The following is a 25,988-nucleotide window of genomic DNA, read 5'->3' as shown; positions in this document are numbered from 1 at the left end:
AGTAAACACTGGGCATGGTGCGACTCCTAAATGCCTTGTTTATTGCACCAGTCCAGGGGTTCTAGGACTAAGTGCCCGTAAAGTGAGGTTTGCCGCTTTGCAGCAAGAGAAGCAGTATACCACTCTAGCGCATGAAGGCAATGCATTAAACGTCTTCTGCCACAAAGGTGCTGCGACTCTGATTGACGTTCAAGAATATCTACGTATCATGCAGGGTTATCATTGTAGCTGAGAATCTGTTGAAGCAAATCCAATTAGACCAAAAATATTTTGATCGCTACCAAGTAAGTAGCGATCCGTAGCCTTGCGATGTTTGGAAATTGCCTGTGGAGTATGGTGAAAGCTCCACAATCATAGTCCTAGCGGGGAGCCAGCCGAAGGAAGAGCTTGCTGTCTAGAGTAAAGGTGCTTTCAGGGGTAAAGTCATTCACTGCATATTCAAAGGTCCATGCAGCTTTTGTCCAGCGGCTGTAGTCAAACGAATCAAACTCATCCACCCAATCCAGAACGAACTCGCCGTTGTCCCAGCGATAGCGTTTAATCCAATCCACCTCTACATAACTTGGTAAGCTACTCGTATCTAGTCGCCCTGACCAGGCAGAATCACCAGCCCAGTAAGTTAGGCGAAGTTGCATCGGTTCTACCCGGTTGGCATCGAAGAACTTGTTATAGGTTTCTGTATCTGTTTCATAGCGCATCAGTTGCCCATCAAGGTAGAAGGCAAGATAATCAGGAGCCCAGTCGATGGTGTAGACGTGATAATTTTCGTCCAGGGTGGTCTCACTTCTGTGATATTCGTTGTTTTGGGTCCTAGGGTCACCAGGGGTCATGATCTGGCTTTGGAACCGTGTGCCATCACCTTTGCCAAAAATTTCAAAATCAAGCTCTTGCCATTCTGTACCTGGTAACCATGAGCCGTCCTTCATAAGGAAAAACGCGGTAATTGTTCCACTCCCCCATCCAGCTTTCATACGGGCTTCATAGCGGCCATATTTATAACTCTCCTGGCTGACAATTTCGCCACTGACATAGGGCTTTGCAAAGGTGCTTGAGCATACGACGCATGCTGCCAAGCTTAAAAAATATCGAAATCTCATTGTAACTCCCACTCATAAATATAGTTAGACGATGTCTAGGCAGGAGCTAATTTACATTCATGATGAGATCTTCTCGATCACTAAAAATTATGGCCGCTCAGTGCTCAGGAGGAACCTTTCAGAAAATCAAAGTCTAGGCCCGTGACTATCCGAAAGGGCCAGACTAAGGTTGTAATTACTTTGGAGTATGTGCGTATAACTACCTGTAACTAAAAGTATTTGTAGGGAATTGAAATATGTTTTTAGTCACGAAGGCTAAAGCCGAATATAGCGTTACTCTAGTCATGAGGTCTTGCAATGCGCTTACTTTTACTTTCCCTCATTTTGTTGCATATGTCTGCCTTACTCGGCAAATCCGAAAACTGTCAGTATGGTTACTGTGATCTAATGAACCATGATTGGGAGCAAGGGGCGCAGGCTCTCGATGGGCCGTGGGCCTTCTATTGGGGGCAGTTACTCGATCCTGAGCTAATTGCGAGTGATGATGTTCAGCCCACCGGTTTCTTGAACCCAAGAGCAGAATGGAATGGTAGGTCGGTCAATGGGGTGACCCTCGATGCGCACGGCTCAGCGACATTTTGGGCTAGATTCGATATTAAGTCCACAGCTCCACTGACTTTAAAACTTCCTGGGGTTCGCTCTGCTTCAAAAATCTGGGTCAACGGAGTGATGCGTTCGAGCCAAGGTATGGTTGCCAGTAATCCTTCCTATGAAGTACCTTATAAAAAAAATAGCTACATCCAATTTACTCCCAGGCTCGGTCGCAATCATATTGTGATTCAAATGTCCAATGCCAGCTATTTCTTTGGCGGGGGGAGCGGTCCTGTGGTGTTAGGAACTCCTGCGATGATGCTGGAAGATCAACTTCATGCTGTGATCAAAGATAGTTTGATTCTTGGCTGTATCATCATTATGGTTTTCTATCATGTTTATCTGTGGTGGATTCGAAAGACACGCCTATCACCCCTGTATTACGGGATTTTCTGCTTCGCTATCGGCTTCCGCTCCTTGGTCGCTGGGCAGGGGGAATTGCTGATGCTGCTGATGCCAGATGTCACCTACTTAGCTGCGATAAGAATTGAGTATCTTGGCTTTGCCCTCGGGATCGCTGCAATGAGCTTACTGACTCGATCTCTATATCCTGATGAAATGAAAGGGTGGCTTGCTCAGCTAGCCGCTGGCTTAGGGTTTGCTTGGATGGCCTTGATTATGGTTACGGACGGCAATGTCTTTCCAGCTCTTCTCAAAGGCTTTCAAGTGGTGACACTGGTGTTCGGTTTAGCGGTAGTTGCGGTTGTTGTCAGGGCCTGGCGCCATAAGCGTGATGGAGCAGCCTTCTTCCTAGCTGGATTTGGGGTCTTTTTTCTCGCCATTATAAACGATATCCTGGATGCTAATAGAATTGTCGATACGGTGCCTATGTCGCATGTTGGACTCTTTGCATTCATTTTCTTCCAGTCCCTCATCTTATCGACCCGATTCGATCGTGCCTACGATCGTGCTGAACAAGCAGAAAAAGAAGTTCGTGGTCTCAACGAAGGCTTGGAGCGAAAAGTCGATGCGCGGACCAAGGAAATCAATCGAATTCTTAATCACGTTCAGTCTGGATTCATTTTGGTAGATCCAAAGGGGCTTATCATGCCAGGATTCACCAGGTCGTGTAGCCAACTTTTGGACTGTAGGGTCGACGAAGGTCAGAAGCTCAGCAATCTACTATCTATTGATCGTGACATGCGGCAACAATTTGATCTTGCCCTGGATCAAGTGATGGAAGGATTTATGCCAACTGACGTGAGTTTATCGCTCATCCCGCGACGCATTCAAGTGAAGCATCGTACCCTCGACTTAACAGGTTCGGAAATCCGTGATGAAAAAAACCAAGAAATTGCTGCGATTCTTTTTACAATAACAGACGTGACAAGTCTCACCGAAGCCGAGGAAACCGTAAGAAACAACGAGATGTTGCTTGAGATTCTTAGGGATATGGATTCCTTTAAAGTGTTTCTAGAAGATTTCAACCACGAGGTGGATGGAGCGGAGGAAGCAGCACGCCAAGGAGATGAGGGGCGAGCTCGCGCCTTGCTGCACACGGTTAAAGGGAACTTGGGGGCCTTTGGGCTTCGCGCTACAGCCCGTTTGGTTCACGATGTTGAGAGTCAGCCGACCATCAGTCCCGTCGATGTTCAATCAGTCCGAAACTCGCTATATGGAATCCTCGAAGAGAACCACCAGGTGCTCGATATCGATATGAGTCACCTCACCGATACGAACCTAATTTCTCAGTATGATATTGACGACATAAAAGCCTACGTCCGCGGTCACATAAAAGAACCACAGAGTCTCGATCTTCAGCAGAAATTAGACCGTTTGATGTTTAAGCCGGTACGATCTTTTCTTGGCCCGATTCAAAAGAATGTCCAAGACCTTGCATCCCAATTGGAAAAGGAAATTCAGTTTGAGCTTGTGGGCGGTCACCTTCGATTCGGCATGGAATACTCCCCGGTTTTCCATAGTCTGATTCATATGGTTCGCAACGCGGTGGATCATGGCATCGAAGATCCAGCCGGTCGGGGACACAAGGCCGAGCAAGGCTCTATCACTTTATCCTTCGAGTCTCTAGACGACGGTCTTCGTATCATGCTCCGTGATGACGGCCGCGGGATGGATGTAACACGAATTCGCGAAAAGGCTTTTAGTCTTGGCATCATCAGCGAGAAGGAAGCCAGCGAATTAGGTGATGATGATATCAGACAGCTTATCTTTCATCCTGGATTCTCCACCTCTTCTATGGTTACAGAAATCTCTGGTCGTGGAGTGGGGATGGCCGCAGTCGCAGAAGCAGTAGCAGAGCTTCGAGGGGCAATAACAATCAATTCGACTCTAGGTGAAGGCAGTACTTTTACAATATTTTTGCCCTTCGAAACCTACGATCGAGCCCTTGCTATGGAAGCTTAGACCGGCCCTAGGCCGCTGATTTTAGTGTGAAAGTCCAGACGACCGCCAGACGGCCCTTGCTCTCTGCTTGCAGGGCCATCTAAAATAGCGTAAAAAGGGCGATCGTTTTTTGAGTTTCCCGCCCCGGTTTTCATGAGGTGCCTATGACTAGTAAAGCTCGCTACATTTCCATCGCAACCCTAAGATCCAAAATAAAAGCTGCTCGCGGCGAGATCAAGGCCGACATCGTGATTAAAAACGCTCACTATCTGGATGTTTACTCAGGGAAGTTCGTGCTAGGTGATGTTGCCATGTTTGAGGGAGCTATCGTTGGGATTGACGAGCCCTACGAAGGTCAGCACGTGATCGACGGTACCGGCCAGTACTTGGTCCCAGGGTTTATCGATTCCCACGTTCACATTGAGTCAAGCCTTATGACTCCAGCTCGATTCCAGCAGGTGACCATGCCCTGCGGAACCACAACTGCTATCTGGGACCCTCATGAGATTGCCAACGTCAAGGGCAAGGATGGGATTCGTTGGGCCTTGGATTCTTCGGCGCCCCTAGAGATGGATATTTTCGTGATGGTGCCGAGCTGTGTACCTTCGACCAGTGAGGAGCTTGGGTTTGAAAGCAATGGCTTCGCCCTTCATGCCGAGGATATCAAAGAATTCCGCGACCACCCTCGGGTGCTCGGTCTGGCTGAAATGATGAACTTTCCTGGGCTGCTTCATGGGGACGAAGAAGTCTTGCAGAAGCTCCTTGACTACAAGGAGCTAAAGCGTGATGGTCATTGCCCCAGCCTCAGTGGCAAGGATCTCAACGCCTATGGGGTGGCAGGGATTCACAGCTGTCATGAATCAACGCGATTGGAAGAGGCTCAGGAAAAGTTACGCAAAGGAATTGCGGTTCTTATTCGTGAAGGCTCTTGTGCCAAGGATGCTCAAACGCTCTTGCCTCTGATCGATGCCTATACTTCAGCCACAGTAGGGCTATGTAGCGATGATCGCAACCCTTTGGATATCGCGGAAACAGGGCATATCAATTGTATTGTTGATATGGCTCTCCGAGGGGGAATGAGGCCGGAAGATATCTTCCGTGCTGCAAGTTTCGGAGCTGCGCGACTCTACGGCCTTGATGATCGGGGTGCGGTCGCGCCAGGGCTGATCGCTGACCTCTGCCTTGTACAGCCGCGCGATGCTCAAAGCTGGGCATCTGGCTTGCAAATCAATCAAGTTTTTAAGGCCGGACATCCTGTGGATGAGGCTGTTCTTGAAAAAGTTGCTGCTGGGGAGCAGGTTGCTATCACCGGCCGTAATATTAATATGAAACAGGTGACCAAAGACGATCTACGCATCGAGTCACTTGAGGATAGCATAGTCCATGTCATAGGTGTCATACCTAATCAGATCTTGACTCAGCGCTTGGAGCATAAGGTTGTCGCCAAAGGTGGGGAACTGCAGAGCAATCTTGATCAAGACATTCTGAAAATCGCCGTTTTTGAACGCCACCATGGCACTGGAAATCAAACCATTGGCTTTGTCCAAGGCTTTGGTCTCAAAGAAGGTGCCATTGTCACCAGTATCAATCATGACTCCCACAATATTATCGCAGTTGCTGCTTCAGATCAGGCCATGCTCAAGGGTTTGGAGGCGATTAAGTCTATCGACGGTGGAATTGTCGTCGTGGATGGTCAGGGCCAATGGGAAGCTTTGCCCTTACCTCTCGGTGGCTTGATGACCCACGAATCACCAGATCTTGTGGCTGACACATTGAAGCGTCTGAAAGCCAAAGCCCGAGCCATGGGTTGCCAGCTCGATGAGCCATTCTTACAACTGTCTTTCCTAGCCTTGCCAGTGATTCCTTCACTGAAAATCACTGACCGGGGGCTCGTGGATGTCGATCAATTTGAAATGATCCCTGTCGTTAAGGCTTGAGTCCTCGATAGGCCTTGTTTTTCCCTTAAATTTACCAAAGTTTTGTCATAGATTAATGGATCGACCCAGCGAGGCTGGGTCTCGGTTCAGCCTTACCTGTTTGGCGATAAGGCAGGTTTGAGATCGGTTCTAGCTCTTGGGCCGATCAACGCCTACAATAAATGAATCGCTTTTTGTTCAGTATTTGCTCGGGGAGTCGATCTTGAGAGACTACATCCTACTCTATATCAATGGCCATCGCCACGAAGTTCGTGGCGATGCTGTGTTGCTAAGCTTGGTCGATTATATTCGTCAACACAAGCACCTAACAGGTACCAAAGTGGTTTGCGCTGAAGGGGACTGCGGTTCATGCAGCGTGCTATTTGCTCGGGGTGCTGAAGCAGACCAAGCCCAAGGACGACGTTTTAAAACCTTGAATTCCTGCATCGCCTCAGTCTATCACCTGGACTGTCATAGTTTGGTCACAGTAGAAGGGCTAATAGAAGGTGGAGCACCGAGTCATATTCAGGATATATTTGCCAAAAACCATGGGGCTCAGTGTGGCTTCTGTACTCCTGGTTTTATAGCTAGTTTAAGTGCTCTGTGCGAGGCTAAAAAAAGCCTGTCTGAGCAGGATGTTCGCAATGCTTGCACCGGTAACCTTTGCCGTTGCACCGGTTATAAGAGCATCATTGAATCAGGTTTAGCATTGGAAGCGAGCAAGATTAAGCCTCTAGCAGATCGCTATCTGAGCCAGCAAATCACTGATGATTTAAAAGCTAGGCTATCTGAGCCAGTGCAAATCAAAACGCAGGCCCAAGAGTACAATAAGCCGAAAACACTGTCAGATGCGCTCGCAATTAAGGCTAGCGAGCCTCAGGTCCGAATTCTTGGAGCGGGAACTGATACTGGTGTTTGGGTCAACAAGAAAGATTGGACCTTTTCAAAGGCTCTAGACTTGCAGCTGATCGAAGAGCTAACTGCTGTTAAGGAATCCGATGGTTGTTTACACGTTGGGGCCCGGGTTACACTCACAAAGTTAGAGCAAGCCAGCCTAAAATCAATTCCAGAGCTAAGTCGCTACCTGCACATATTTGCGTCGCCCCAGATCAAAAATGTCGCGACCTTAGTTGGCAACATTGCAAATGGCTCACCGATCGGCGATACCATGCCGCCTCTAATGGTCCTCGGCGCGGAGCTTAAAATTGAACGGCAGGGGGCATTTCGATATGTGCCTCTTGAGGATTTCTACCGGGGCTATAAGGACTTCGACCTAGAGGAAGATGAGATCATCACCCAGGTGAAAATACCAATTCCTAAAGGCGATGGCTTCCGCGTGTTTAAAGTCTCGAAACGCAAGGACTTGGATATATCCACCGTTAGTGCAGCCTTCCTTATGGAGCGAGACGGTGCGATGATCACATCCATGAAACTTGCCCTAGGCGGTGTGGCCGACCGCCCCTTGAGGCTCAGAAGTACAGAGTCTACCATGCAGAGTAAGCCTTGGAATCAAACCACGATTGATGAGGCTAAGGTCAGTATGCTCAAGGAAATCCAACCAATCAGCGATTTGCGTGGCTCTCATGTATTTCGCAGAGTTCTATCGGTAAATTTGCTACAGAAATACTTTAATGAGTTAGGAGCTGGGACTCATGGATAAATCGAAAGCCTTTCATGATTCAGCGCTCACTCACGTGACAGGCGAATCACTATATGTAGAAGATATCCCTCCGGTTCATGGAGAGTGTTTTGTGGGTGTGGTTGTGAGCCCCATCGCTAAGGGCCAGCTTTTGGCCTTAGACCCCAGCGCTGCCTTGAACCTTGAAGGTGTTTATGGATTCTTTACGGCTAAGGATCTTAAAGTCAACCAATGGGGGCCCATCCTTCATGATCAGCCTTTACTGGTGGATGATCGCATTGAATATCTTGGAGAGCCCTTAGCCATAGTGGTTGCCGATACTCCTCATCTAGCGAGGCAGGCTGCTGCCCTAGTAGAGGTAAAGGTTAAAGCAGACCAGGCGATCTTGGACATTGTCGCGGCAAAGGCTGAAAAACACTTCTACCCCAGCCCGATGCTGATCGAGCGGGGAGATGTGGATCAACAAATCGAGGATGCAAAGAATGTCCTTGAAGGCAGCTTCTATACCGGCGGCCAGGAACATTTCTATCTTGAATCCCAGAGCGTGATAGTCTATCCCCAAGAGGGAGGAGATATCTTGGTGCATTCCTCCACCCAGCACCCTTCAGAAGTTCAGCATACGGTGGCTCATGCTCTCGGGCTGGGGTATAGCCAGGTTGTTTGTGAGGTGAAGCGGATGGGGGGCGCCTTTGGAGGTAAGGAGTCACAGTCCACACACTTCGCGGTGCTCTGTGCCCTAGCTGCCAAGAAGCTCGGACGAGTGTGCCGCCTTCATCTGAGTAAAGATGAGGATATGGCTTGGACCGGTAAGCGCCATGCCTTTCACAATGATTATAAGGTTGCCTTTGAAGATGATGGTGTGATTCGCGCCCTGGATATCCAGCTTTATAATGATGGTGGTGCCTATCTTGATCTCTCAGCACCTATCCTACAGCGAGCTATGCTTCACGTTGATAATGCCTACTACCTTGAACACGCCCGGATCAAGGGTACGGTTTGCAAAACAAATTATCCTCCTAACACAGCATTTCGTGGCTTCGGTGGGCCTCAGGGAGTGATGCAGATTGAGAGCATTATCGAGGATATCGCTTTTGCTCTTAAGATGGATGCAGCGGATGTGCGGCGGAGGAATCTGTATGGCATTGAGTCTCGCAATACAACGCCCTACGAGCAGAAGGTGGAAAACAACCTCTTGCCTGAGCTTTTTGATCAGATCATGGAGTCATCGGACTATAAACAGCGTCGCGCTGCCATTGAAACTCATAATCAAACCAATCCTGATGTGGTGCGTGGTATCGCTTTGACACCCGTAAAGTTCGGGATTTCGTTTACCGTGAAGTTTTTGAACCAGGGCAATGCCTTGGTCAATGTTCATCGCGACGGAACGATTCAAGTTTCGACCGGTGCTACTGAAATGGGTCAGGGAGTTAACACGAAAATCGCCGTGATCGTCGCTGAAGCCTTTGGAGTCAGCTACGATCGGGTGAAAGTGATGACAACGTCCACGGAAAAAAACCATAATACCTCGGCCACGGCGGCTTCATCTGGCTCTGATATCAATGGTTATGCTGCGCTTATCGCCTGTGAAAATATTTTGAAACCACTTACGGGCTATGCCGCCTATTATCTATCGCATCCCGTTGATCAAAGGCCGAATCCCATTTTGGAGCTTCATGACTACGATGAACCTGATCACCCCAGAGCCAGTGATGTTATTTTCGAAAATGATCAGGTGTACCTCAAAGGAGAATCCAATAAAGGGGTTTCCTTTGCACACCTAGTGGATTGTGCCTATCACAATCGTGTGTCTTTGGGGGCCTACGGACACTATAAAACCAAAGATATTCACTACGATCGTCAAGCAGGCCGGGGACAGCCATTTCTATACTATACTCAAGGAATGGCCGTCACAGAAGTGCGAGTCGATACCTTGACTGGTGATGTGAAAATGGATCGTGTGGATATTTTGATGGAGCTTGGAAGATCGATTCAAGAAGGTATTGATTATGGTCAGATCGCGGGAGGTTTTATTCAGGGCTGCGGTTGGGCGATCTCTGAGGAGTTGGTTTATGACCAGGACGGACGGTTACTGAGTCATTCACCTACCACCTATAAAATTCCTAACATTCAAGATACGCCTCGTGAATTCCATATTAAACTCGTAGAAAACCCGACCAAGCATAGTTCAGTCAAAGGCAGCAAGGCGGTCGGTGAACCACCCTTTCTCCTATGCGCATCTCCATGGGCGGCTATAAAAAATGCTTTGCAACAAAAAACAGGTAGCAGTGTATCAGGTTTTAAACTGCCCGCTACAGCCGAAGAGGTTTTACGTCAAATCTATCCGGCCGCCTTCGAAGAAAGCGAGTCTCGATTGTGATGCTTGAGACCCAAAGAAAATTGTTGCGGCTCCTTGAAGATCAAGTCGATTGCATCGAGGTTACCGTAACCGATGTCCGCGTGAGCGCCCCGCAAAATGTTGGAGCTAAGATGCTGGTGACGCGGAATGGTTTGGTGGCTGGTACCATTGGGGGTGGTCAGCTGGAAGCTCATGGCTTACGCCACGCTCAGAGCATGCTGGCTGATGAGTTTATAGGAAGCCAGGCCCTGACTTGGAATTTGAAAAAGGACTTAGGCATGACCTGCGGCGGTATTGTGAGTCTTTTTTTTGAGTCACATCGAACCCGAAGCTGGCCGATCGCTATTTTTGGAGCAGGCCATGTCGCTCAGGCCGTTGTACGCTGTCTTCTGCCACTCAATTGCCAAATCACCTGTTTTGACGATCGTCAAGAATGGTTGGATGCGATGCCCCGCGCTGAGAATCTATTGCTCAGGAACCTATCGCTGTCTTATGAACAAATATTTTCTGACCTTCCTCAGCAGTGCTTTGTATTAGCGATGACGAAGGGGCATAAATTTGACTTTCCTGTTCTCAAGTTGGCCCTATCACAAAACGATAGATTTCCTTTCGTTGGAGTGCTTGGGAGTCGTTCTAAAGCCGTTGTTTTAAAGCGAGAGCTGCTCGGGGCAGGTGTAACTGAGCAACAATGTCAGCAATTGGTTTGTCCTCTAGGTTTAGATATCGGTAGTCGCGATCCAGCAGAGATTGCCATCAGTATTGCTGCCCAGTTAATTTACCGCAAAGATCGCCTTCAGGCTGATCGTGCTACGGAGCACAACAGGAGGTCGCGAAACGGTGACGGTGCCGAGCTTTGGACAGCTCCTCCCGACTGATTGGGTCTTCTTCTAAACCCAATAACTTTGGTGCAACAATATTGTCCAACACTTAACGAGGCGAATGTGAGAGCGTGTGAGCAACAATTTTGTCTTGTCAAAATACGAAAGGATTATTTATGCGCTTCATGGGAATCGTTGCATCATTGTCGTTACTACTTGTATCTGCACCAGCCTTGTCCAAAGGTGACAAGCCATCGCGAATCGATGTTCTTAAGGGAATGATCGTCGCTATTTCTAAGGACAATACGGCGAATATGGAAAATCGCTTGGAAGTCCGCAATCAGCTAGATCCACTGGTCAACGAGCTTTTGGAGCTAAGTCCAAGCCAAACAGAAGGTGAAAGAGCATCTTTAGTAGCCGGGGCCTGGAAAAGCCTATGGAGCGACCAGAGCTTTGGTTTTGGCGTCGACTACCAGCAAGTTTATCAAGTCGTTAGTGAAGATGGCTACTACTACAATATCTCAAAGGTTCAAGGTCCGGAGGGCGTATTCACGAATTTCCTAAGAGGAGCCTATGAGAGCCAAGGAAGTTACCTAGCAATTGAGTTTACCGCCAATGAGCTAAGCCCCGGCTTTTTCCCAGCAAAAACTCAGTTAGTTAATTTGGCGGAAGATTTTGAAGCTGGCTTGATCAATAGCTTCTCAATTCCAGGCCCTATTGGTGTGACTGGTGTTCTGATGAATATCTACGTGGACGATGAACTAAGGCTTGTTTATGGGAATAGCGTTTCTGATACCAGGCCAAGGCTATTTGTACTCGAACGCACCCAGGCCATTGAAAAGTAAGCATCGGGAGCTTTCTTAGCTCCCTTTATCCAAGTCTTTCAAGAAGTGGTCTGCGGCGCTATAGATTGTTTTTTTGCGATCATCGCTAATTCTTCCAAGCTGTTTCACCATAAATCCCATCCGGGCATTCTTTGAAAGATAGTCCTGGTGGCGATCAATAAACTGCCAGTAGAGACCATCCCAGATATCGCACCAAGGCCCCTTCTTGTAGTGGCTCATTTTTAAGATATAGTTGGAGCCACTGATGTATGGCTTGGTCGCAAAGATTCCGCCATCGCTCATAAGACCCATTCCAAAAACGTTGGCCGCCATCACCCAATCGCTCGAATCGATAAACATCTCCATGAACCAGCGGTACACGTCCTTCGGGTCTATTTGACAAAGATTCATGATATTAGCGAGAATCATGAGGCGTTCGATGTGGTGGCAGTAGCCGGTATCGAGAGCTTTTTTTATAGCATCATCCACCGGTGGAATACCCAAATCTCCACAATACCATGCGGGTCCCAACTTGCGTTTGTGATTCCAATGATTGCCTTCGTAGAGTTTTGACTCATAGTTTTGATAGATGCCACGAACAAATTCACGCCAGCCCAGAACCTGCCGTATAAAGCCCTCACGGCTGGCGAGAGGCGCTTTGGCTTTAGCGACTCGATCACATACTTCTTGAGGAAGTAAAAGACCCGTATTGAGTGCAACTGAGATCAAGGAGTGATAGTGATAAGGGTCTGAAGGGTCGATGGCATCTTGGTAAGGCCCGAAACCTTCCAGTTTCAACTTTATGAAATGATCTAAAAGCTTGAGAGATTCCTTACGTGTGGTAGGCCAAAGCAATGTGTGGAGGGTGCCCGGGTGTGCGTCTAGGCTCTTGCTAATAAAATCTATAACAGCTTCGTCATGGGGCCCTTCAGAGCGTTGCCAGTGCCTCGGCGGGCTATATGACGAGGGCAGCTTTTTTCTGTTCTCAGTGTCATAGGAAAATTGACCTCCCTCCGGTTCATCGCCAGTCATCATCAGACCAGTTTTTCGACGCTGGCTTTCATAGAAGGTTTTCATAAAGGGCCGCTTTGAGGATTTGAGATAAGATTTGAAATCATCACGGTTTGCGATAAACATCGGGCTCGGCTGAAATTGAACAGCGATATCTTGGTCCTTAGCCCAATCCAAGATGCGCCGTTCGAAAAACTTGTCTTCGATCTCGAACATATGAACGTGGTCGGCACCGAGATCGTCAACAACAGTCTCAAGTGCCAAAGTGAATGGAATCTGGCTTTGTTCTGAACCCGCACCGATGTAGAAAACCTCAAAGCCAGCTTGTTCCAGTTCATTGCGATAACTGCGCATGGCTGCAAAACAGTGGGCCACCTTCTGTTTATGGGGGGAAAAATATTTGTAGAGTTCCTCGCTTTCGGCCATAAAAAACCTTTTGCAGGGCAAGGCTTTTACCTGCTGCAAAGGAAATAATTGATTGCCCAATATGATGCCAAGTGGGTTCGTCATGATGGCTTCCTCAAGATGGAAACACGCAACTTGCGCTCGGGATTTGATTCGGGAAAGTCGATGCCACTGGTGAGTCGTTCCTCGACATGGAGATCGATTCCAGAAGCTACATTGACCTCCTCTTCAGACTCACTCCAAGACTTATCGAAGCGATGAAAGAAGCACATCAGCCAAGCGTCAGGAGATAAGAGTTGGCTGCAAAGCTGCACCAGCTGAGAGAAGTCCTGGCCACGAGGCCTCTCCTTCGCGTAGGGGGAGCCATAAACTTTTGGTGGAGGGTCGAGGATGATGCCATCAAATCGCTGTCCTGATTGGATGGCTCGGGGAAGGTGCTTGTAGATGTCTCCCCGCAGGAAGCTTCTCTGGTCCCAAGTAAGGCTGTTGAGAGCATAGTTTTTCTGCAAGCGAGGCAAAAGCTCTGCGGATCGGTCCAGGTGAATCACATCCTTAGCACCACCTAAGGCAGCCGATACCCCTAGACTGCCTGTGAAAGCAAAGAGGTTTAGTATACGGCGATTTTTACTATGATTGCGGAGCCAGCGCCTGGCGTCACGAGTATCGAGATAAAGCCCAAGGTTGTGAGGAGTCTCTACCCGAATATCAAACTTCACCCCCTCTTCATGACAATAGCCAGGTGATTCTTCGAGGCTGCCTTTATGTACCTGGAAGCGATCCTTAAGTTTTTTTCCGAGAGTCTGATGGCCTTTACTAATGATTATCCTTGGATTAAATCGTTCATCAATATAGTGGCTTATGGTTGATAAGTCTGGTTCGATGTCTTTTTTATAGTCGATCACAAAGACGCCATTGAACGCTTCAATGACCACTCCGGGAAAGCCTTCATCATAGCCATGGTATATGCGATAGCAGTCTGTATGAGGGCTTTCTAGCAATGTCTGGCGAGCATTAATCGCTGATTCTAGTTTTTGAGTCCATGTGGAATCGTGCATGAGGTCTCCAAAGCAGCAAAGGGTTTCAGACCCTTTAGACTACAGTATTCGGAGGCCTTTGTGCGATTCCAATTTAGGCATGTCAGATTGCTAGAAGAGAACAATATCGCCAGGTGCGTGAAGCAGCTCTCCCTTGCCTGATGAGTCTTTTGCATCGGCTAAGTAGAAGTCGCGCGAGTACTTTTCCTGATCGGTAACGACGCTCTTATTAACCATTTTGTAGAGGTTCTGGGCGAAGCCTTCCCAATCGGATTCCGACTGGAGCTGGTTTTTTGCCAGGTCCACCTCATTCAATCGGTGGTCAATGATCTGTCGCAGCAAGTCGAACCCCTGGAGGGAGCTATTGAGTTTGAATAAGGCGGTGTTGTTGCCCTGAAATTGGCGATTGATCACACGCCAGGTCTTTTTCCATGACTTAGCTGAAAGAATGTCCATGACATCCAAAGCTTCCCGCACGGCTTTCATCTGATCTTTTTCCATATCTTCTATGGTGCTAAACTGAGATTTAATATTATTGAGGTGATTCATCATTTGAAAAACCAGTGAACCAGATTCTACACCGAGGTTTTCGATGTCATCCAAGCCATTGCGTAAGCGAGCAACTTTTTCTAAGTACTCACCGATAAGTTCGTACAAGGGCTTGGCTTGTGAAAAATCTTCTCGTAACGCGAGTCTTTCAATCTGGCAGATAGTTTCGAAGCATTCCCGTTTGATTTCTTTAATCGCATGAAATGCCTGCTCAAAATACTCGTTAATATCTTTTAATGTTTTCTGGAACTCGGCACTCTTGTCAGTGCAGTTGGTATCGAAGTTTAGAAGTGACAAGGCTATGCAGGACTGCTGCGAAAGCATCAAGCTTTCCCCGAGATCCTTATCGAGTACGAATTTTAAGGATTCCAATAGATCCAAAGATAGTGTCAGGGTCGATTGACAGAAGGATAGATAATCGTGCCAGAATCGAAATTCATTGCGGTGAGAATTGAGCCACGGGCTTTTTTCACAATCTGCCGGGCCTTCGATCCCCAAAAAGTATCTTTGGTTACCAAGAAACTGGTGGTCGTCATCTGGCTGCAAAAAATACCCTGAACAAGACTGGGACAGGCTTTCAAGTTCCCGACGAGTTACCTCAATTTGAGTCAGCATACAGGTGGAGTCGATAGAGTCGAGGTTGATACTATCGAAGGTATAGAGCTTCTGAAAGTTTGGTAGAAGCTTCATGGAATCGAAAAGCTTGCTAGGGACGTGCTCAAATGTAACGCCCTGGGGGCAGTGACTTTCTAAGAAGCGGTCTAAAATAAGCAGGGCGTTCCAGGAACAGGACTCCAGGTTTGAGAGATCTATGCGATTGTTGGCCTCGGCGGAACAATGCTCAGCCATGATATTCAGGTTGACGGTTTCGTCTAGGATTCCAAAGAGACAGATCGTTCCGTTGTTTTTCAGAACTCGAAATCGACGCGCACATCCCATAGTTTCCTCCCATTGCTTGACTCGACGCTTTGCCTACGTCATAGATACTAGTCTTTTCGGAGCTTCTGGAATTCCAATTGATCGCAGAACTGGGTAAAAGCCCAAGTTGTTCTCGTTCGTATGGATTAGATTTCTATGCTGTCTGATATCCTTGGCAAAATGCTGGAGACCCTAGGAAAACTTCGGCGCTTTTTCCTTGCCAATAGCCTCGATTTAAGGCGTTATTTTCCAAACTGTATAGCACCCTGACACTTCGTCAAGATCCTAGCCACACCTTTCTCAATTAATTCAATTATTACGCCAGGTACAGAAACTGCATAATTTGGCCACGGGGCCAATTGAATATCTGACTAGGAGTTGAACTATGAAGGTTCATGTTAAACTCTTGTTCTTTGCGGTAGCTCTGGTCTCGTGTGAATCTCAGCAAGAGTTATCGCAAAGGAGTGGCGAGAGAAAAGCTTTTGAGCATGAGGCGTTTAATCCTCTTGATCTTGATCCCACTAATCCAGATGGTGGTATCGTAGAGGGTCGATTAGAGAGATTAACGCCCGAAGAAAATCTAAGGCGCAAGCAGCAGAATGAGTTGCAACCGATTATCTGGGGTGACTCGGTTGCAGGAATTTCGATGGCGACGACCTACGATCAGGCTCGGGATATTCTTGCCGAACCTGTAGGTTCAGTAAGAACGACGGAGTTCTTTCCTGAAGGCATTCGAGTCAACTGGCTGCAAAGCGATCCGAAAATTCCTTCTATGATCATTATTGACTCTGAGTATAAGGGCAGTCTTAGCCTAAGTGCCGAGCTTGACTTTGTCATGGGCGAGTCAGCGTTACCAACTGATCAAGAGCCGGAAGCGTTTATGAAGCGCATCGGAGCCTTACTTGAAGGTGAAGATCCAGCTACGTATGACTGTCTCACCGTCTTTACATGTCGGTTGGAAGAAGGTGAAAATTTTCTGACCTTCGATTTCGCGAAGGGTGGTATGCTTTGGGACAATGGAGACAGCAGTCTTCAAATCATGTACTTCACCAGCTCAAGACAGCTTAGGCCGTTTCTGACAACTCCCTTCATCTATGGCCAATCTGTAGCAGGAGTTTCCAAAACTACGACTAGGGCTGAAGCCGAAGACTTCCTTGGACCACCACTACTCGATAATAACGGCTTCTTTTTCTACGATAACTTCAACTTTGTGGTGCAGTGGTTGGAAACTGACTTGCCGGGTATCATTATAGCTCAAGACGGCTTTCGAGGTGCTTTCCAACTAAGGGCTGATTCCCAATATTCTATTGGAGATAGCCTGCGCGGTCTTGCTCCTGACGACGAGGTCAATCCCACAGGTCTTGCCAAAGCTCTCTATCGAACCCTTCACAATGCAGCTGGTTCGGATTGTATTGCCAATAATGAGTGCTCTGTCGTTGATGGCGAGGATGTTGTGGAGATTCAACTTCCTAATGGCTTCTTCGGAGTGAGTAAGGATGGCAACTTGAATCTCGATTATTTTGGTATGTAAGGGGTATTCGCAATGAAGCTTTTAACTATATATTTCATGGTCTTCCTATGCTTATCATGTGTTAAAAAAAGACCTGTTGAAGAGTATCAGGATTTTGATGGCAATCGCTGGAACAAGGCGACCTTCCTAACGAAAAAGCCGTGGCTCTATCGTGTGACCCTTGTCAATAATGGCTTGAATTCGACATTTGGATTCGTGGGCATGCAAAGCGAGGCTCGTCTGGGGTTCTTTGAATTTACCCAAGACGAATTGCGCTTTCTAGCTCCCAAGACTGACTTCACTGATGGACCCAATACGGAAGGGGTGATCAACTCATGGTCGATCCAGCACACAGAGATTTACCGAAAAGAGGTCAATGGCCGCAAGAGCAATGTAGAGAGCGAAAACAATGAAATACCATGGTTTGAGAAGAGCCAGTTTAAGGTGAACTGGGAGAGCGCAGTTGTTCGAGAGCGGGCAAGCTTTCCTTTTTCCCTCGACGAGTCCTGTTGGCAAGTCGTGAATCGTAAGCCAGTGGAAGGTAGTCAGGAGGTCAGTCCTGAGCATATCGCCTTTACTGTCGCCGTTGACTACCTAATTGACGAAAACTGTATAGGCTATCGCGAATACTATAACCAGGATTTCACAATCACCATTCACTATAAGTATTCATTTATGCCTGATCCAGGAACTGAAGGTTATGATCCCTACGTATATACAGGTGAAAATGATCCTTTGATGGACAAATATGGCTATTTTAATACCAGTTTCCTGGGCTATGATTCCCAGAGACGCCCTCAAAATAAGTTCTTCATGAATCGTTGGCATCCAGAAAAGACTCATACCTTCTACTTCACCAAAGACTTTCCTGAGGAGCATAAATGGATCTATACGGATTCAGAGGTGGGTGTATTCCCGCGGACGAATAAAGTCTTCGCAGATGCTGGACTAAAGATTCGTTTTGAAATCGCTGATGCCCCTGAGGATGTGAAGTTCGGTGATGTCCGTTACTCTTTCATTCACTTTGTCGATCAGCCAGATCTATCAGCACCTCTGGGATATGGGCCATCCACTGCTCACCCCTATAGTGGCGAGATTATTTCGGCTAACTCAGTAATCTGGACAAACGATCTAAAATTCTATGTCCAAAGGGTTAAGGAATATCAAGAGCGACAAGAAAATCGAGCTACTGTCTCTCCGGTTTATCGCAAGATGACTGAAATTTTAGGGGAAGAGCCTGCGAGCTGGAGTCAAAGCTCCGCATTTTTAGGCTCAAATGGGGAGGCCTTTCGATATAGTCTCCCTGAATTCACCTATGAATTGCCCGGTACCGGGTTTGCGGGTCGTGAGGTGGAGTTTTCCTTTGATACATTGGATCGGGCCATTCAGCTCGGGGGCATGGATAACTTTGATCAGAGCTTCCAAGCTCGCCTCAATTCCTCTCGGGAGATTTTAACTGATCTTGATGAATTTAAGAAAACAAGAGAATATTTTGATAACCCTCGACTTAGCACTCGATATGATTTAGATGAGAAAATCTTTGCAGGTTTGATTCAAACTCCCATTGAGGACGAAAAGAAGGTTATTGATGACATCCTCTACCGGGTCGCGATCCATGAGTTTGGTCATAACCTCAACCTTAGGCATAATTTCTACGGTAGCGTCGGAGCAGGGATCGATCAGGCTCAGAATCTGGCGCAACCCAGAGCGTCCAACTCGGTCATGGACTATCTTACCCTTCAGGATGAGTTGAATCAGCCTTATGACTGGGAGCCCTACGATCGTGCAGCATTAGTTTACTCTTACAGCAGTGGGCAAGTTGATCCAGCTAAGGATCGTCCGGCACCATATTTGTTCTGCACAGACCATCATACCTTGTTCAATCCACTTTGCAATCGTTTCGATCGGGGAGCAACACCAACTCAGATTGTGGAATCTATGATTGAAAGTTATGACGATAACTACTGGCTTAGAAATTTTCGCTATGGCCGTGCCTATTGGCAAACTGGTTCTTATGGACGACGCATTTTTTCAACGATGTATGACCTCAAAAAAATGGTCCGCTTCTATGATCAAGCTTGGCAGCCTAATACCCTTGATCAGGTCCTAGGTAATTTTGGGCTTGAGGCTGAAGAGCGTACCACCCTTGGTAATAGCATGAGAGCTGATGCATTGCAGGCTGTGAAAATGGTGGCTAGTTTTTATGGCAGTATCATTGCCCAGGCTAGTAGCGATCGACCTTTTAGCGACTCCTACGATCCGGCTACCGGCGCCTTGACCCAGATTGGCATTACAGATGACAAGATCTATGCAGCATTGTTTTTGATGGGGGAGGACGCGTTCCCCTTAGATCCTAACCGTGGGACTACGGTTTTCTCTCTTGCTTCTCTGGCAGAGAACGACACGCAGCTGCAAGGATTTGTTCGGCAGGCGCTGAAAGATGCATTTGTGGATGGCGGAGATATGTACTCAGGTTATGATGGTCTGATTCGCCGGATGTTTGCCTTAACAGCCGCAGGCAGGTTTGAACTCACTGGAGAGACGGCAGAAATGGATCGCATGCAAGTTCGATGCTATACTCTGGCTAACTTTAATAGTCGCTTCAGCCCAGCGAATCCTCTTGGTGAAGGGGTCAACCAGATTCCCGTTCCAGCTGCTGTTACTGAGTATGCAGGTGAGGCTAACGTCGCGGCTCTTCGAATTGCCGATACTGTATTTACCGCTGGAGCGAACGGTAATGACTTGGCTTTTGAAGTTGTCAATGGAGGAGACAAGATTGGTGCTCGTGAGCTTCATCGTTTATACGAGAGGCTTGTTTACGATCGTCTCACCGCGACTTGTGAGTCTGGGTCATGAAATCTGCTAGATTTTTTGCCCTGATGTTCGCTTGCAGCTTTAGTACTCAGCTAGAAGCGGTGAGCATGTCCCTGGGTTTGAGCCAGTACTACAATCCCGAGTCTGACCCCGTGACGAGTTTGTCGAGTGGTGTTTTTGGCAAATTAACGCGAAGTGTTAGCTGGTCTCTGTCACAGTCTTTGAGCAAGAATTACGTCATCGATCGCGATGGCGACGAGCTCGTGTTGGATGATACTCAGCTAGCTCTAGCATTTAACCCAAAAAGCCGCTTGAAAAGCTGGAGTTTTGAATCATCAGCGAGCCTAAGCCTTCCCGTTTCGGAACGAAGCCAACGACAGCAAGTTTACACCCAGTCCAATGTTAGAGTAGGTTTAGCATATCAACCCTGGTCTCCGATGAAGCTCAAAGGGGCTCTGAGCATGATGTATCAACTGAATCAATACGATAGTGAAAAGACAGGAGATGAGGGGCAGGGCACTGCACTTCCCTGGTATGGCTATGGAATTCATCACAGCAACACACTGCAAATAGGTGGCGGAATATTCGTCTCCTATAGCTTAGCGCAACGAGAAGTCTTTTATCATGAGATCGAAGACCCAAGCGATCCTGACCAGGATCAAACTAGTGATCAAATTTTCTCTGCTAGCATGTTGTTGGGTTTTAGCTATAGTCGTGGAAGCGTCAGTCTAGGCTATAGTCAGGCAAATGCGCTTCTCGTACCAGGTTTACGTGACTACGTTCTATTTGACGAACAATTGTCCATCGGGTTTTTGTCCCTCGATTTCTCTTTGTTTTGAACCCATTTGAGGATGAAGTTTTAGAAGCTACTAATTTTGACCAGTGCTAATATTGACTTTATTCTTTTGGTAATTTGTTGCAGATCCCCGATGGACATGTCGCGGTCGAGATTGTCTAGAATAGCTCCAAACTGCTCTTTTCTTGAGTCTAGACCCTTTTTAAAGTCGCGCATGCAGATTCGCTCCTCGAAAACACTACCCAGAATCTTGGTCGCTTCATATAGGTCTGCTAATAGAATTCCTCTCTTTTCGTTAATATGAGGCACCACTCCAGCGACAAAATCCATACTATCCTTGAGCTGTTGATATATATCTACGGTTTCGCAGTCCTCAGACAGAGCAGGGTCGAAATGGAATGGCGGTAGAGACACCAATTTCTGATCGGCATAGTATTCTGCAGCACCAAGATTGAAGACGAAGTTCGAAGCAAACACATCTTTGACGCAAAACATACTGTTGAAAACCGAAACCAGAATGTCTTCAGGTAACGCCGCTTGAAAGTCGATGACGATTGCATTGCCGTGTATGGTTTGAATCAGCCCTAAGAAGGGTATATCTGGTTTTGACAGAATCGATCGGTAGATCGGAGTGATCTCTCCTGAATAGTCTTTTTCGATTTTCACGATCTTATCCACGGGAAGCCCAATTAATCCATGTGGTACCTTGAGCGTTACACAGGGTACGGTATCGCGACTTGTTTCTGAATCAAGGTCAAGGATGTTGGCTGTCTTTACTACCGGAATTCGCCTAAAGTGATAGAACATGACCCCTTCAGTGTAAGAGTTATCTAATGGTTTCATGTCACTGCGATGCAATTCACATACGGAATCTACCCAATCCATATCGATAGCAAATAACGATCCCCCTATCATAGTCAAGAGATAAGACTGGTTTGGTAGAGTTGCTAAGCTTGCGAGATTCATTGGTCCAAATCGATAGTTATATCAGCCAAGATTACGAAGTGTTCTTCGGTGTTTTATCAAGTTTCTATATCTGGATAAAATTACTTGGAGGTATAGAATGAGAGAGCTTTTCGAAGGTATTAAAAAAGGTAGAATTTCATGGAGCGCATGGCCCCATGTTGGCCTACTGGCCCTCAGATGGGATTGTTAGGAGTACAGCATGTTAATTTAGATAGGTCAGCTAGCAAGGCTTTCACCGCGGCCGGATTTTTGCCGTTGTAGAGACCCCGGATACGCCCCTCTGGATCGATCAGATAGATATGCTCTCCATGCCGGAAGTTGTCCCCAAGGCTTTCTTGGCCCCGACTAGTATCTGCGTGGTAGGTTTCCCGAGCCAGTTCATACATTGCAGCCTTAGGTCCCGTGACGAATTGCCAGCGCTCATCAGCCCCCAGTGCGGTGCTGAACTCCTTGAGCTTTTCTGGGGTGTCTGTTTCAGGCATTAGAGAGTGGGAAAGCAGCACCACGTTAGGGTTTTGTATTTTTTGGTAGATCTTCTTCATGTTGCCCATTATGAGAGGACACATGCCAGCACAATGCATATAGAAAAAGTTTGCGATCACATATCGGCCTTTGAGAGTCTCTTGAGAGATTGTTTCCTTATCTTGATTGGTAAAGGAAAACGATGGCAGTCTGATAATATCGTCATGGCTTGCATCCCAAACTACATCGAGATTTCGGTGGACCACAAAGGGGAGATCCTGCTTCGGGCTTGTATGTAGGTGGTGCTCTTCTTGATGAAGGTTTCGAATACTCTCATCAAAGTCTAATTCCCGATGAGGCTTTGAATTATGGCAAGCTGCCAGAGACAGTAAAAATGTGATCAGAAAAAACCTATTAACGAACCTGTTCATTGGAGTCTCCTTGGATAGGATTGCAAAGTCGGCCTCCCTTAAGGCCCCAGTCCTTGCCTGATGCCATGACAGTATTCCAAAAGATCTTACCTTCTGGACGCCACTTTTTATGAACTGACTGTCTACCATCGGTGAATTTAAAGTATTCGGCTTTCGAGCCATTGCTATGCCAGACCCAATTATCACCTTGATAGACTCCCTTGAGAAATTGGTAGTAGAATCGCTTCTTACCATTTGCATGCCATGCAAAGTGGACGCCATGTTTCTTACCATTGAGGTAGGTTCGATCAGACGCAAGAATTCCATTTTGGTGCCAACGATAGGCTTTACCGTGACGTAGTCCAGATTTATAGGAAGTGCTGCCCTGAAGTGTGCCATCGTCCCGATATTCCCATTGGATACCTGTAAACTCTTGGTTCTCATAATATAGCTTGCCTCGTTTTTGTGAAAATTCTGGGTCCGTTTTAACAAGGCGCTCTTCGAAAGCCCCTAAGAGAAAGACGATGCAGAAGCTCAGTAATATCTTCATCGCAAGCAGCTCCTTTAGTTACTCACCTGGCTTGGACTGGCTCGGCCATGGAGGTAGGTTGGCATCAGAGGTACACCTGTAGCCAAGGCGGACGAACTATCCCAAGCTGTTATATGATAGTGAAATATACCATCGGGAAAGTCTTCAGTCGCATGGGTGTGGCCGTAGGTATCAGCTTCGAGAGCCGGGTAATCACCGGTGCCAGGGCTTGAGCCGTCTTCTTCTAAGGGTCCATAGATGGGGTAGCCATCTACCATAACGCCCAGAAGTGAAGTTTCGTAGCTTTCGAACTTTCTTGGTTCACCATGGTAGTGATAGATATAGCCTCCACCAGTGGAGTGGCCCATACCAGCGTCTAAGGTGGATAGTTCGTCATCCAAACTCCCGGTACTCGATTCCCCAGAGTACATTGCTACCCCGTTTAAGGCGATCCCAACGACACCGGCAAAGGATGAAGCGGGGCTGCTACGTTCTGAGGGGGTCACGCGAAACTTAAAGACAATATCTTGCTCAACAAAGTCGAAGTTTTGCTGGGTGTTACCGTCAGGAATTGCTTCATAATAGGGGCTGTCGACACCCCAGTAAGGTGAGGCATGGTTGGGGAGGTTATCCGTTTCAATAACTACATAATCGGTTCCATCTTCTGTGCTTAAGTAGATGGTAGCGCAGGCAAAGTTATTCTTTATCCAGTCAGGAACGTCGCTATCAATAGAACCTTCGTCACCATAGCAGGTAACTGAATTGGAGGTTTCAGTATCTGTTTCCGAGGTATCGTCACCTGCTTCATTGCTACTAGTGGTGGTGTCTGTTTCACTGGAAGTATCTGTGCCGCTGGTTGTGCTTTCTTCGCTAGTGAGGCTATCGAGGCTCGTTCCGCAAGCGAAGCTAAACAAACTGATAAAAAAGATAGCCTCAAACAGAAAGATATTCTTACACAAGTTCATTGTTCCGTCTTCCTACTTTGGTTGATGAAAGCCCGAAGGTCATATGACACTTTTCGACGGTATTTGCTTGTCCTGAAGAGAATCTAGATATGCTAATTATAATAGGTGCATAGAGTTCATAATTTATAGTATCGACTGAATTTTTGTCCCGATGCTGGGCGAAGCGCCGAGCTGCGGCTAGCTAGCAGATTGCTAAGGTTTTAGGCAAGTTGGATCCGTTGCTATTAGCCTTCGACAGATGCTTTGGCTTGAATAGGTAGCTTTTGACTGTGGAGATTTCGGGCGATTTCCTGCCAGGAATCTGAAAGTTCCTGATCGATATGGTCGAGATCTTGCTCGTCCAGTTCGCTTTCGATATTCTTCACCAGCCCCACTAGTTTGCTGATATCTTGTTCATTTAGCTTAATTTTCTTTATCATCATCTTTTTCACTCCCGGCAAATAGAGACCGGCGTAACAATTATTTATTGCATACTATTATGATATTTGAACTTGTTCATGATTGTACTGCTTGAATTTGTAGCCACGGCGAGTGATAGCAAACCATCGTTGTGGCACCAGATGCATTATAAAGTTATTGATTATAGGTGGTTATGGTGATTTGTTGGAGATTCGCGAATTATGTCGTTCAGTCTTCTTCCTAGATTATTATTGGCTTTACGCGAACCTGTTAGCTCTTAATAAACGCTAATATTTGAAAGGATGAAGGATCATGGTTACAAGAGAATTACTACTCAAATCTGCACTGTCATCTTTAGTAGCACTATCCGGTACGGCCTGCCTTGAGGAGAATCCAGAATCACGGCTGAAAGCGGGCATCGATGTTGAAAGTTACGAAAAAATTAGCTTCGATACCTATCGTGTACTTTGCCGGGACGGCATCACCGAGTTTCGTAGCGCAAGAGAAATTATCAACAACCAAGTTTGCCAAGATGGATTCTTCCTTCAGGTGAGCGAGACTATTTTCGTCATGGACCCGAAAGGCGAAGAGAACAATTGCTTGATCGATGTGTTTGAGTATCCCCAGCTATTCGTCCTACCTGAATCGGCACAGATGAAACTCGATGGCTCTATCAAGGTTACAGGAGCTGATCTTGGGTATTATTGCCAGCTTGAGGAGGGTGTTATTCTGGCATCTGATATTTCAAAAGTTAGAACCGGTTCCCGAGAGCAAGGGCTCGTGACGTTCGATACTCCGTTCGATCCTAGCAAACCTGTGATCGTTTTCGAGGGAGTTGCGACTGGCAAGTTCAAACTGCTTCTAGAATACCTCGATCTCAACCCAAGTCGCGTCGATGTTATCAGTGAGGCTGATCGTCGGGGTAGCTTGCTCATTCAAGCAGTAAAGGCCAACCGATGGGTCTTTGCAAAGTTACTTATCGACCGCGGGGCATCCATCACTCTAGAGGATGATTTGGGAATGAACGCCCTTGACTATGGTGTAGAGTTGGGAGATGAAGCGATGCTAGCACTTCTTGAGGGACGCGTGAATCAAGAGGTTCTCAACGAGGTCCTATTCCTTTCGATCAACACCCTGCGAGCTGAGGAAGTTCAATACCTTCTGACAGTGGGAGCCAATCCGAATACCGTCGATTCCAGCCGACGAACGCCACTGATTGTCGCCATTCAAAAAAGTCAGCTACAGATCATCGAGTCCTTGGTCAATGCAGGGGCCGATATGATGATCGAAGGTCGAGGTGGCCAGCTGCTTACGGCTGCTGAGTTCGCGCAAGCAGTTCGTGCGAACACTGAGGTTATCAATTATCTCTCTGGTCGAGAGTCTTAACTGCCTTGATGACCCAACCTTATACCTTTGTTTTTGGAGTTCTTGTGACTAGGTTAGCTTTTAGCATTTCCCGCCGGAATTCCCCCACTAGAGTCTAAACCCTGCTAAGGGTGTCCAGATTTAGTGGGGGATGGATAGGCGAATTGTGATCCGAGGGTGAGCAATCATTCTGTAGGCTTTTCCTGATTTTCTATATATTGCTTGATGACATCTATAGGTGCTCCCCCCGCTGATAACAAGCAATAGGCTC

Annotated in this window: 19 protein-coding genes; 10 read left to right on the top strand and 9 right to left on the bottom strand. The window is 47.1% G+C overall.

The genetic code is table 11. From position 1 onward, the window contains the following. Positions 1-359 precede the first annotated feature (359 nt). The gene (locus tag B9N89_RS16905; RefSeq protein WP_132321006.1) at positions 360-1,097 is read right to left on the bottom strand and encodes a glycoside hydrolase family 16 protein; all 738 of its coding nucleotides are present in this window, start codon (positions 1,095-1,097) and stop codon (positions 360-362) included. A gap of 297 nt (positions 1,098-1,394) precedes the next feature. Between B9N89_RS16905 and B9N89_RS16900 the strand changes: the two genes are divergently transcribed. The 6 genes from B9N89_RS16900 to B9N89_RS16875 all read left to right on the top strand — a co-directional run bounded on the left by B9N89_RS16900 (position 1,395) and on the right by B9N89_RS16875 (position 11,605). Further along, positions 1,395-4,052 (top strand): 7TM diverse intracellular signaling domain-containing protein, encoded by a 2,658-nt coding sequence (locus tag B9N89_RS16900; protein WP_132321004.1) that lies wholly within the window; start codon positions 1,395-1,397, stop codon positions 4,050-4,052. A 143-nt stretch (positions 4,053-4,195) separates the two neighbouring features. Further along, on the top strand, positions 4,196-5,968 hold the full coding sequence (ade, locus tag B9N89_RS16895; RefSeq protein ID WP_132321002.1) for an adenine deaminase: 1,773 nt from the start codon (positions 4,196-4,198) through the stop codon (positions 5,966-5,968). A 202-nt stretch (positions 5,969-6,170) separates the two neighbouring features. Continuing rightward, positions 6,171-7,607, top strand: coding sequence for a xanthine dehydrogenase small subunit (locus B9N89_RS16890; RefSeq protein WP_159455436.1), 1,437 nt, complete (start codon positions 6,171-6,173; stop codon positions 7,605-7,607). Beyond that, the gene (gene xdhB / locus B9N89_RS16885; RefSeq protein ID WP_132320998.1) at positions 7,600-9,963 is read left to right on the top strand and encodes a xanthine dehydrogenase molybdopterin binding subunit; all 2,364 of its coding nucleotides are present in this window, start codon (positions 7,600-7,602) and stop codon (positions 9,961-9,963) included. Before B9N89_RS16890 ends, xdhB begins: the two co-directional genes overlap by 8 nt. Continuing rightward, on the top strand, positions 9,963-10,817 hold the full coding sequence (gene xdhC, locus B9N89_RS16880; protein ID WP_132320996.1) for a xanthine dehydrogenase accessory protein XdhC: 855 nt from the start codon (positions 9,963-9,965) through the stop codon (positions 10,815-10,817). Before xdhB ends, xdhC begins: the two co-directional genes overlap by 1 nt. 119 nt (positions 10,818-10,936) lie before the next feature. Continuing rightward, the gene (locus B9N89_RS16875) at positions 10,937-11,605 is read left to right on the top strand and encodes a PAP/fibrillin family protein (protein ID WP_132320994.1); all 669 of its coding nucleotides are present in this window, start codon (positions 10,937-10,939) and stop codon (positions 11,603-11,605) included. 15 nt (positions 11,606-11,620) lie between these two features. Here B9N89_RS16875 and B9N89_RS16870 read toward each other — a convergent pair whose 3' ends face one another. The 3 genes from B9N89_RS16870 to B9N89_RS16860 all read right to left on the bottom strand — a co-directional run bounded on the left by B9N89_RS16870 (position 11,621) and on the right by B9N89_RS16860 (position 15,522). Continuing rightward, complete coding sequence (locus B9N89_RS16870) at positions 11,621-13,105, bottom strand: cryptochrome/photolyase family protein (protein WP_132320992.1); 1,485 nt, start codon at positions 13,103-13,105, stop codon at positions 11,621-11,623. After that, positions 13,102-14,055, bottom strand: coding sequence for a class I SAM-dependent methyltransferase (locus B9N89_RS16865; protein WP_132320990.1), 954 nt, complete (start codon positions 14,053-14,055; stop codon positions 13,102-13,104). The genes B9N89_RS16870 and B9N89_RS16865 overlap by 4 nt, the downstream gene beginning before the upstream one ends. Before the next feature lie 90 nt (positions 14,056-14,145). Beyond that, entirely contained in the window at positions 14,146-15,522 is a 1,377-nt protein-coding gene (locus B9N89_RS16860) for a hypothetical protein (protein ID WP_132320988.1), read from the bottom strand. Between the two features lie 364 nt (positions 15,523-15,886). On the opposite strand from B9N89_RS16860, the gene B9N89_RS16855 reads away from it, so the two are divergent. Genes B9N89_RS16855 through B9N89_RS16845 form a run of 3 tightly spaced genes read left to right on the top strand, consistent with a single transcriptional unit; the run spans position 15,887 to position 20,664 of the window. Next, a complete protein-coding gene (locus B9N89_RS16855; RefSeq protein ID WP_132320986.1) occupies positions 15,887-17,032 on the top strand; it encodes a hypothetical protein in 1,146 nt (381 codons plus the stop codon). 12 nt (positions 17,033-17,044) lie between these two features. After that, positions 17,045-19,867: a zinc-dependent metalloprotease gene (locus B9N89_RS16850; RefSeq protein WP_132320984.1), complete on the top strand. Its 2,823-nt coding sequence runs from the start codon at positions 17,045-17,047 to the stop codon at positions 19,865-19,867. Then, complete coding sequence (locus B9N89_RS16845) at positions 19,864-20,664, top strand: hypothetical protein (protein ID WP_132320982.1); 801 nt, start codon at positions 19,864-19,866, stop codon at positions 20,662-20,664. The genes B9N89_RS16850 and B9N89_RS16845 overlap by 4 nt, the downstream gene beginning before the upstream one ends. A gap of 20 nt (positions 20,665-20,684) precedes the next feature. On the opposite strand, the gene B9N89_RS16840 is transcribed toward B9N89_RS16845, so the two are convergent. From B9N89_RS16840 to B9N89_RS16825, 5 genes are all read right to left on the bottom strand, one after another. Then, positions 20,685-21,536, bottom strand: a complete 852-nt coding sequence (locus tag B9N89_RS16840; protein ID WP_268808797.1) for a chemotaxis protein CheW — start codon at positions 21,534-21,536, stop codon at positions 20,685-20,687. A gap of 224 nt (positions 21,537-21,760) precedes the next feature. Continuing rightward, positions 21,761-22,480 (bottom strand): SCO family protein, encoded by a 720-nt coding sequence (locus B9N89_RS31405; RefSeq protein ID WP_159455435.1) that lies wholly within the window; start codon positions 22,478-22,480, stop codon positions 21,761-21,763. Beyond that, on the bottom strand, positions 22,464-23,009 hold the full coding sequence (locus tag B9N89_RS31400) for a toxin-antitoxin system YwqK family antitoxin (protein WP_159455434.1): 546 nt from the start codon (positions 23,007-23,009) through the stop codon (positions 22,464-22,466). The genes B9N89_RS31405 and B9N89_RS31400 overlap by 17 nt, the downstream gene beginning before the upstream one ends. Before the next feature lie 14 nt (positions 23,010-23,023). Beyond that, entirely contained in the window at positions 23,024-23,953 is a 930-nt protein-coding gene (locus B9N89_RS16830; RefSeq protein WP_132320976.1) for a YHYH protein, read from the bottom strand. Between the two features lie 224 nt (positions 23,954-24,177). After that, positions 24,178-24,375 carry a hypothetical protein gene (locus tag B9N89_RS16825; RefSeq protein WP_132320974.1) on the bottom strand — a complete coding sequence of 66 codons (198 nt, stop codon included), beginning with the start codon at positions 24,373-24,375 and terminating at the stop codon, positions 24,178-24,180. Positions 24,376-24,664: 289 nt separating this feature from the next. Here B9N89_RS16825 and B9N89_RS16820 point away from each other — a divergent pair, with 289 nt between their 5' ends. Next, the gene (locus tag B9N89_RS16820; RefSeq protein ID WP_132320972.1) at positions 24,665-25,738 is read left to right on the top strand and encodes an ankyrin repeat domain-containing protein; all 1,074 of its coding nucleotides are present in this window, start codon (positions 24,665-24,667) and stop codon (positions 25,736-25,738) included. Positions 25,739-25,988: the final 250 nt, after the last annotated feature.

Origin of the sequence: Pseudobacteriovorax antillogorgiicola (genome assembly GCF_900177345.1) — a bacterium.
Classification (GTDB): Bacteria; Bdellovibrionota_B; Oligoflexia; order Oligoflexales; family Oligoflexaceae; genus Pseudobacteriovorax; species Pseudobacteriovorax antillogorgiicola.
This window is presented reverse-complemented; position numbering and strand designations above follow the sequence as displayed.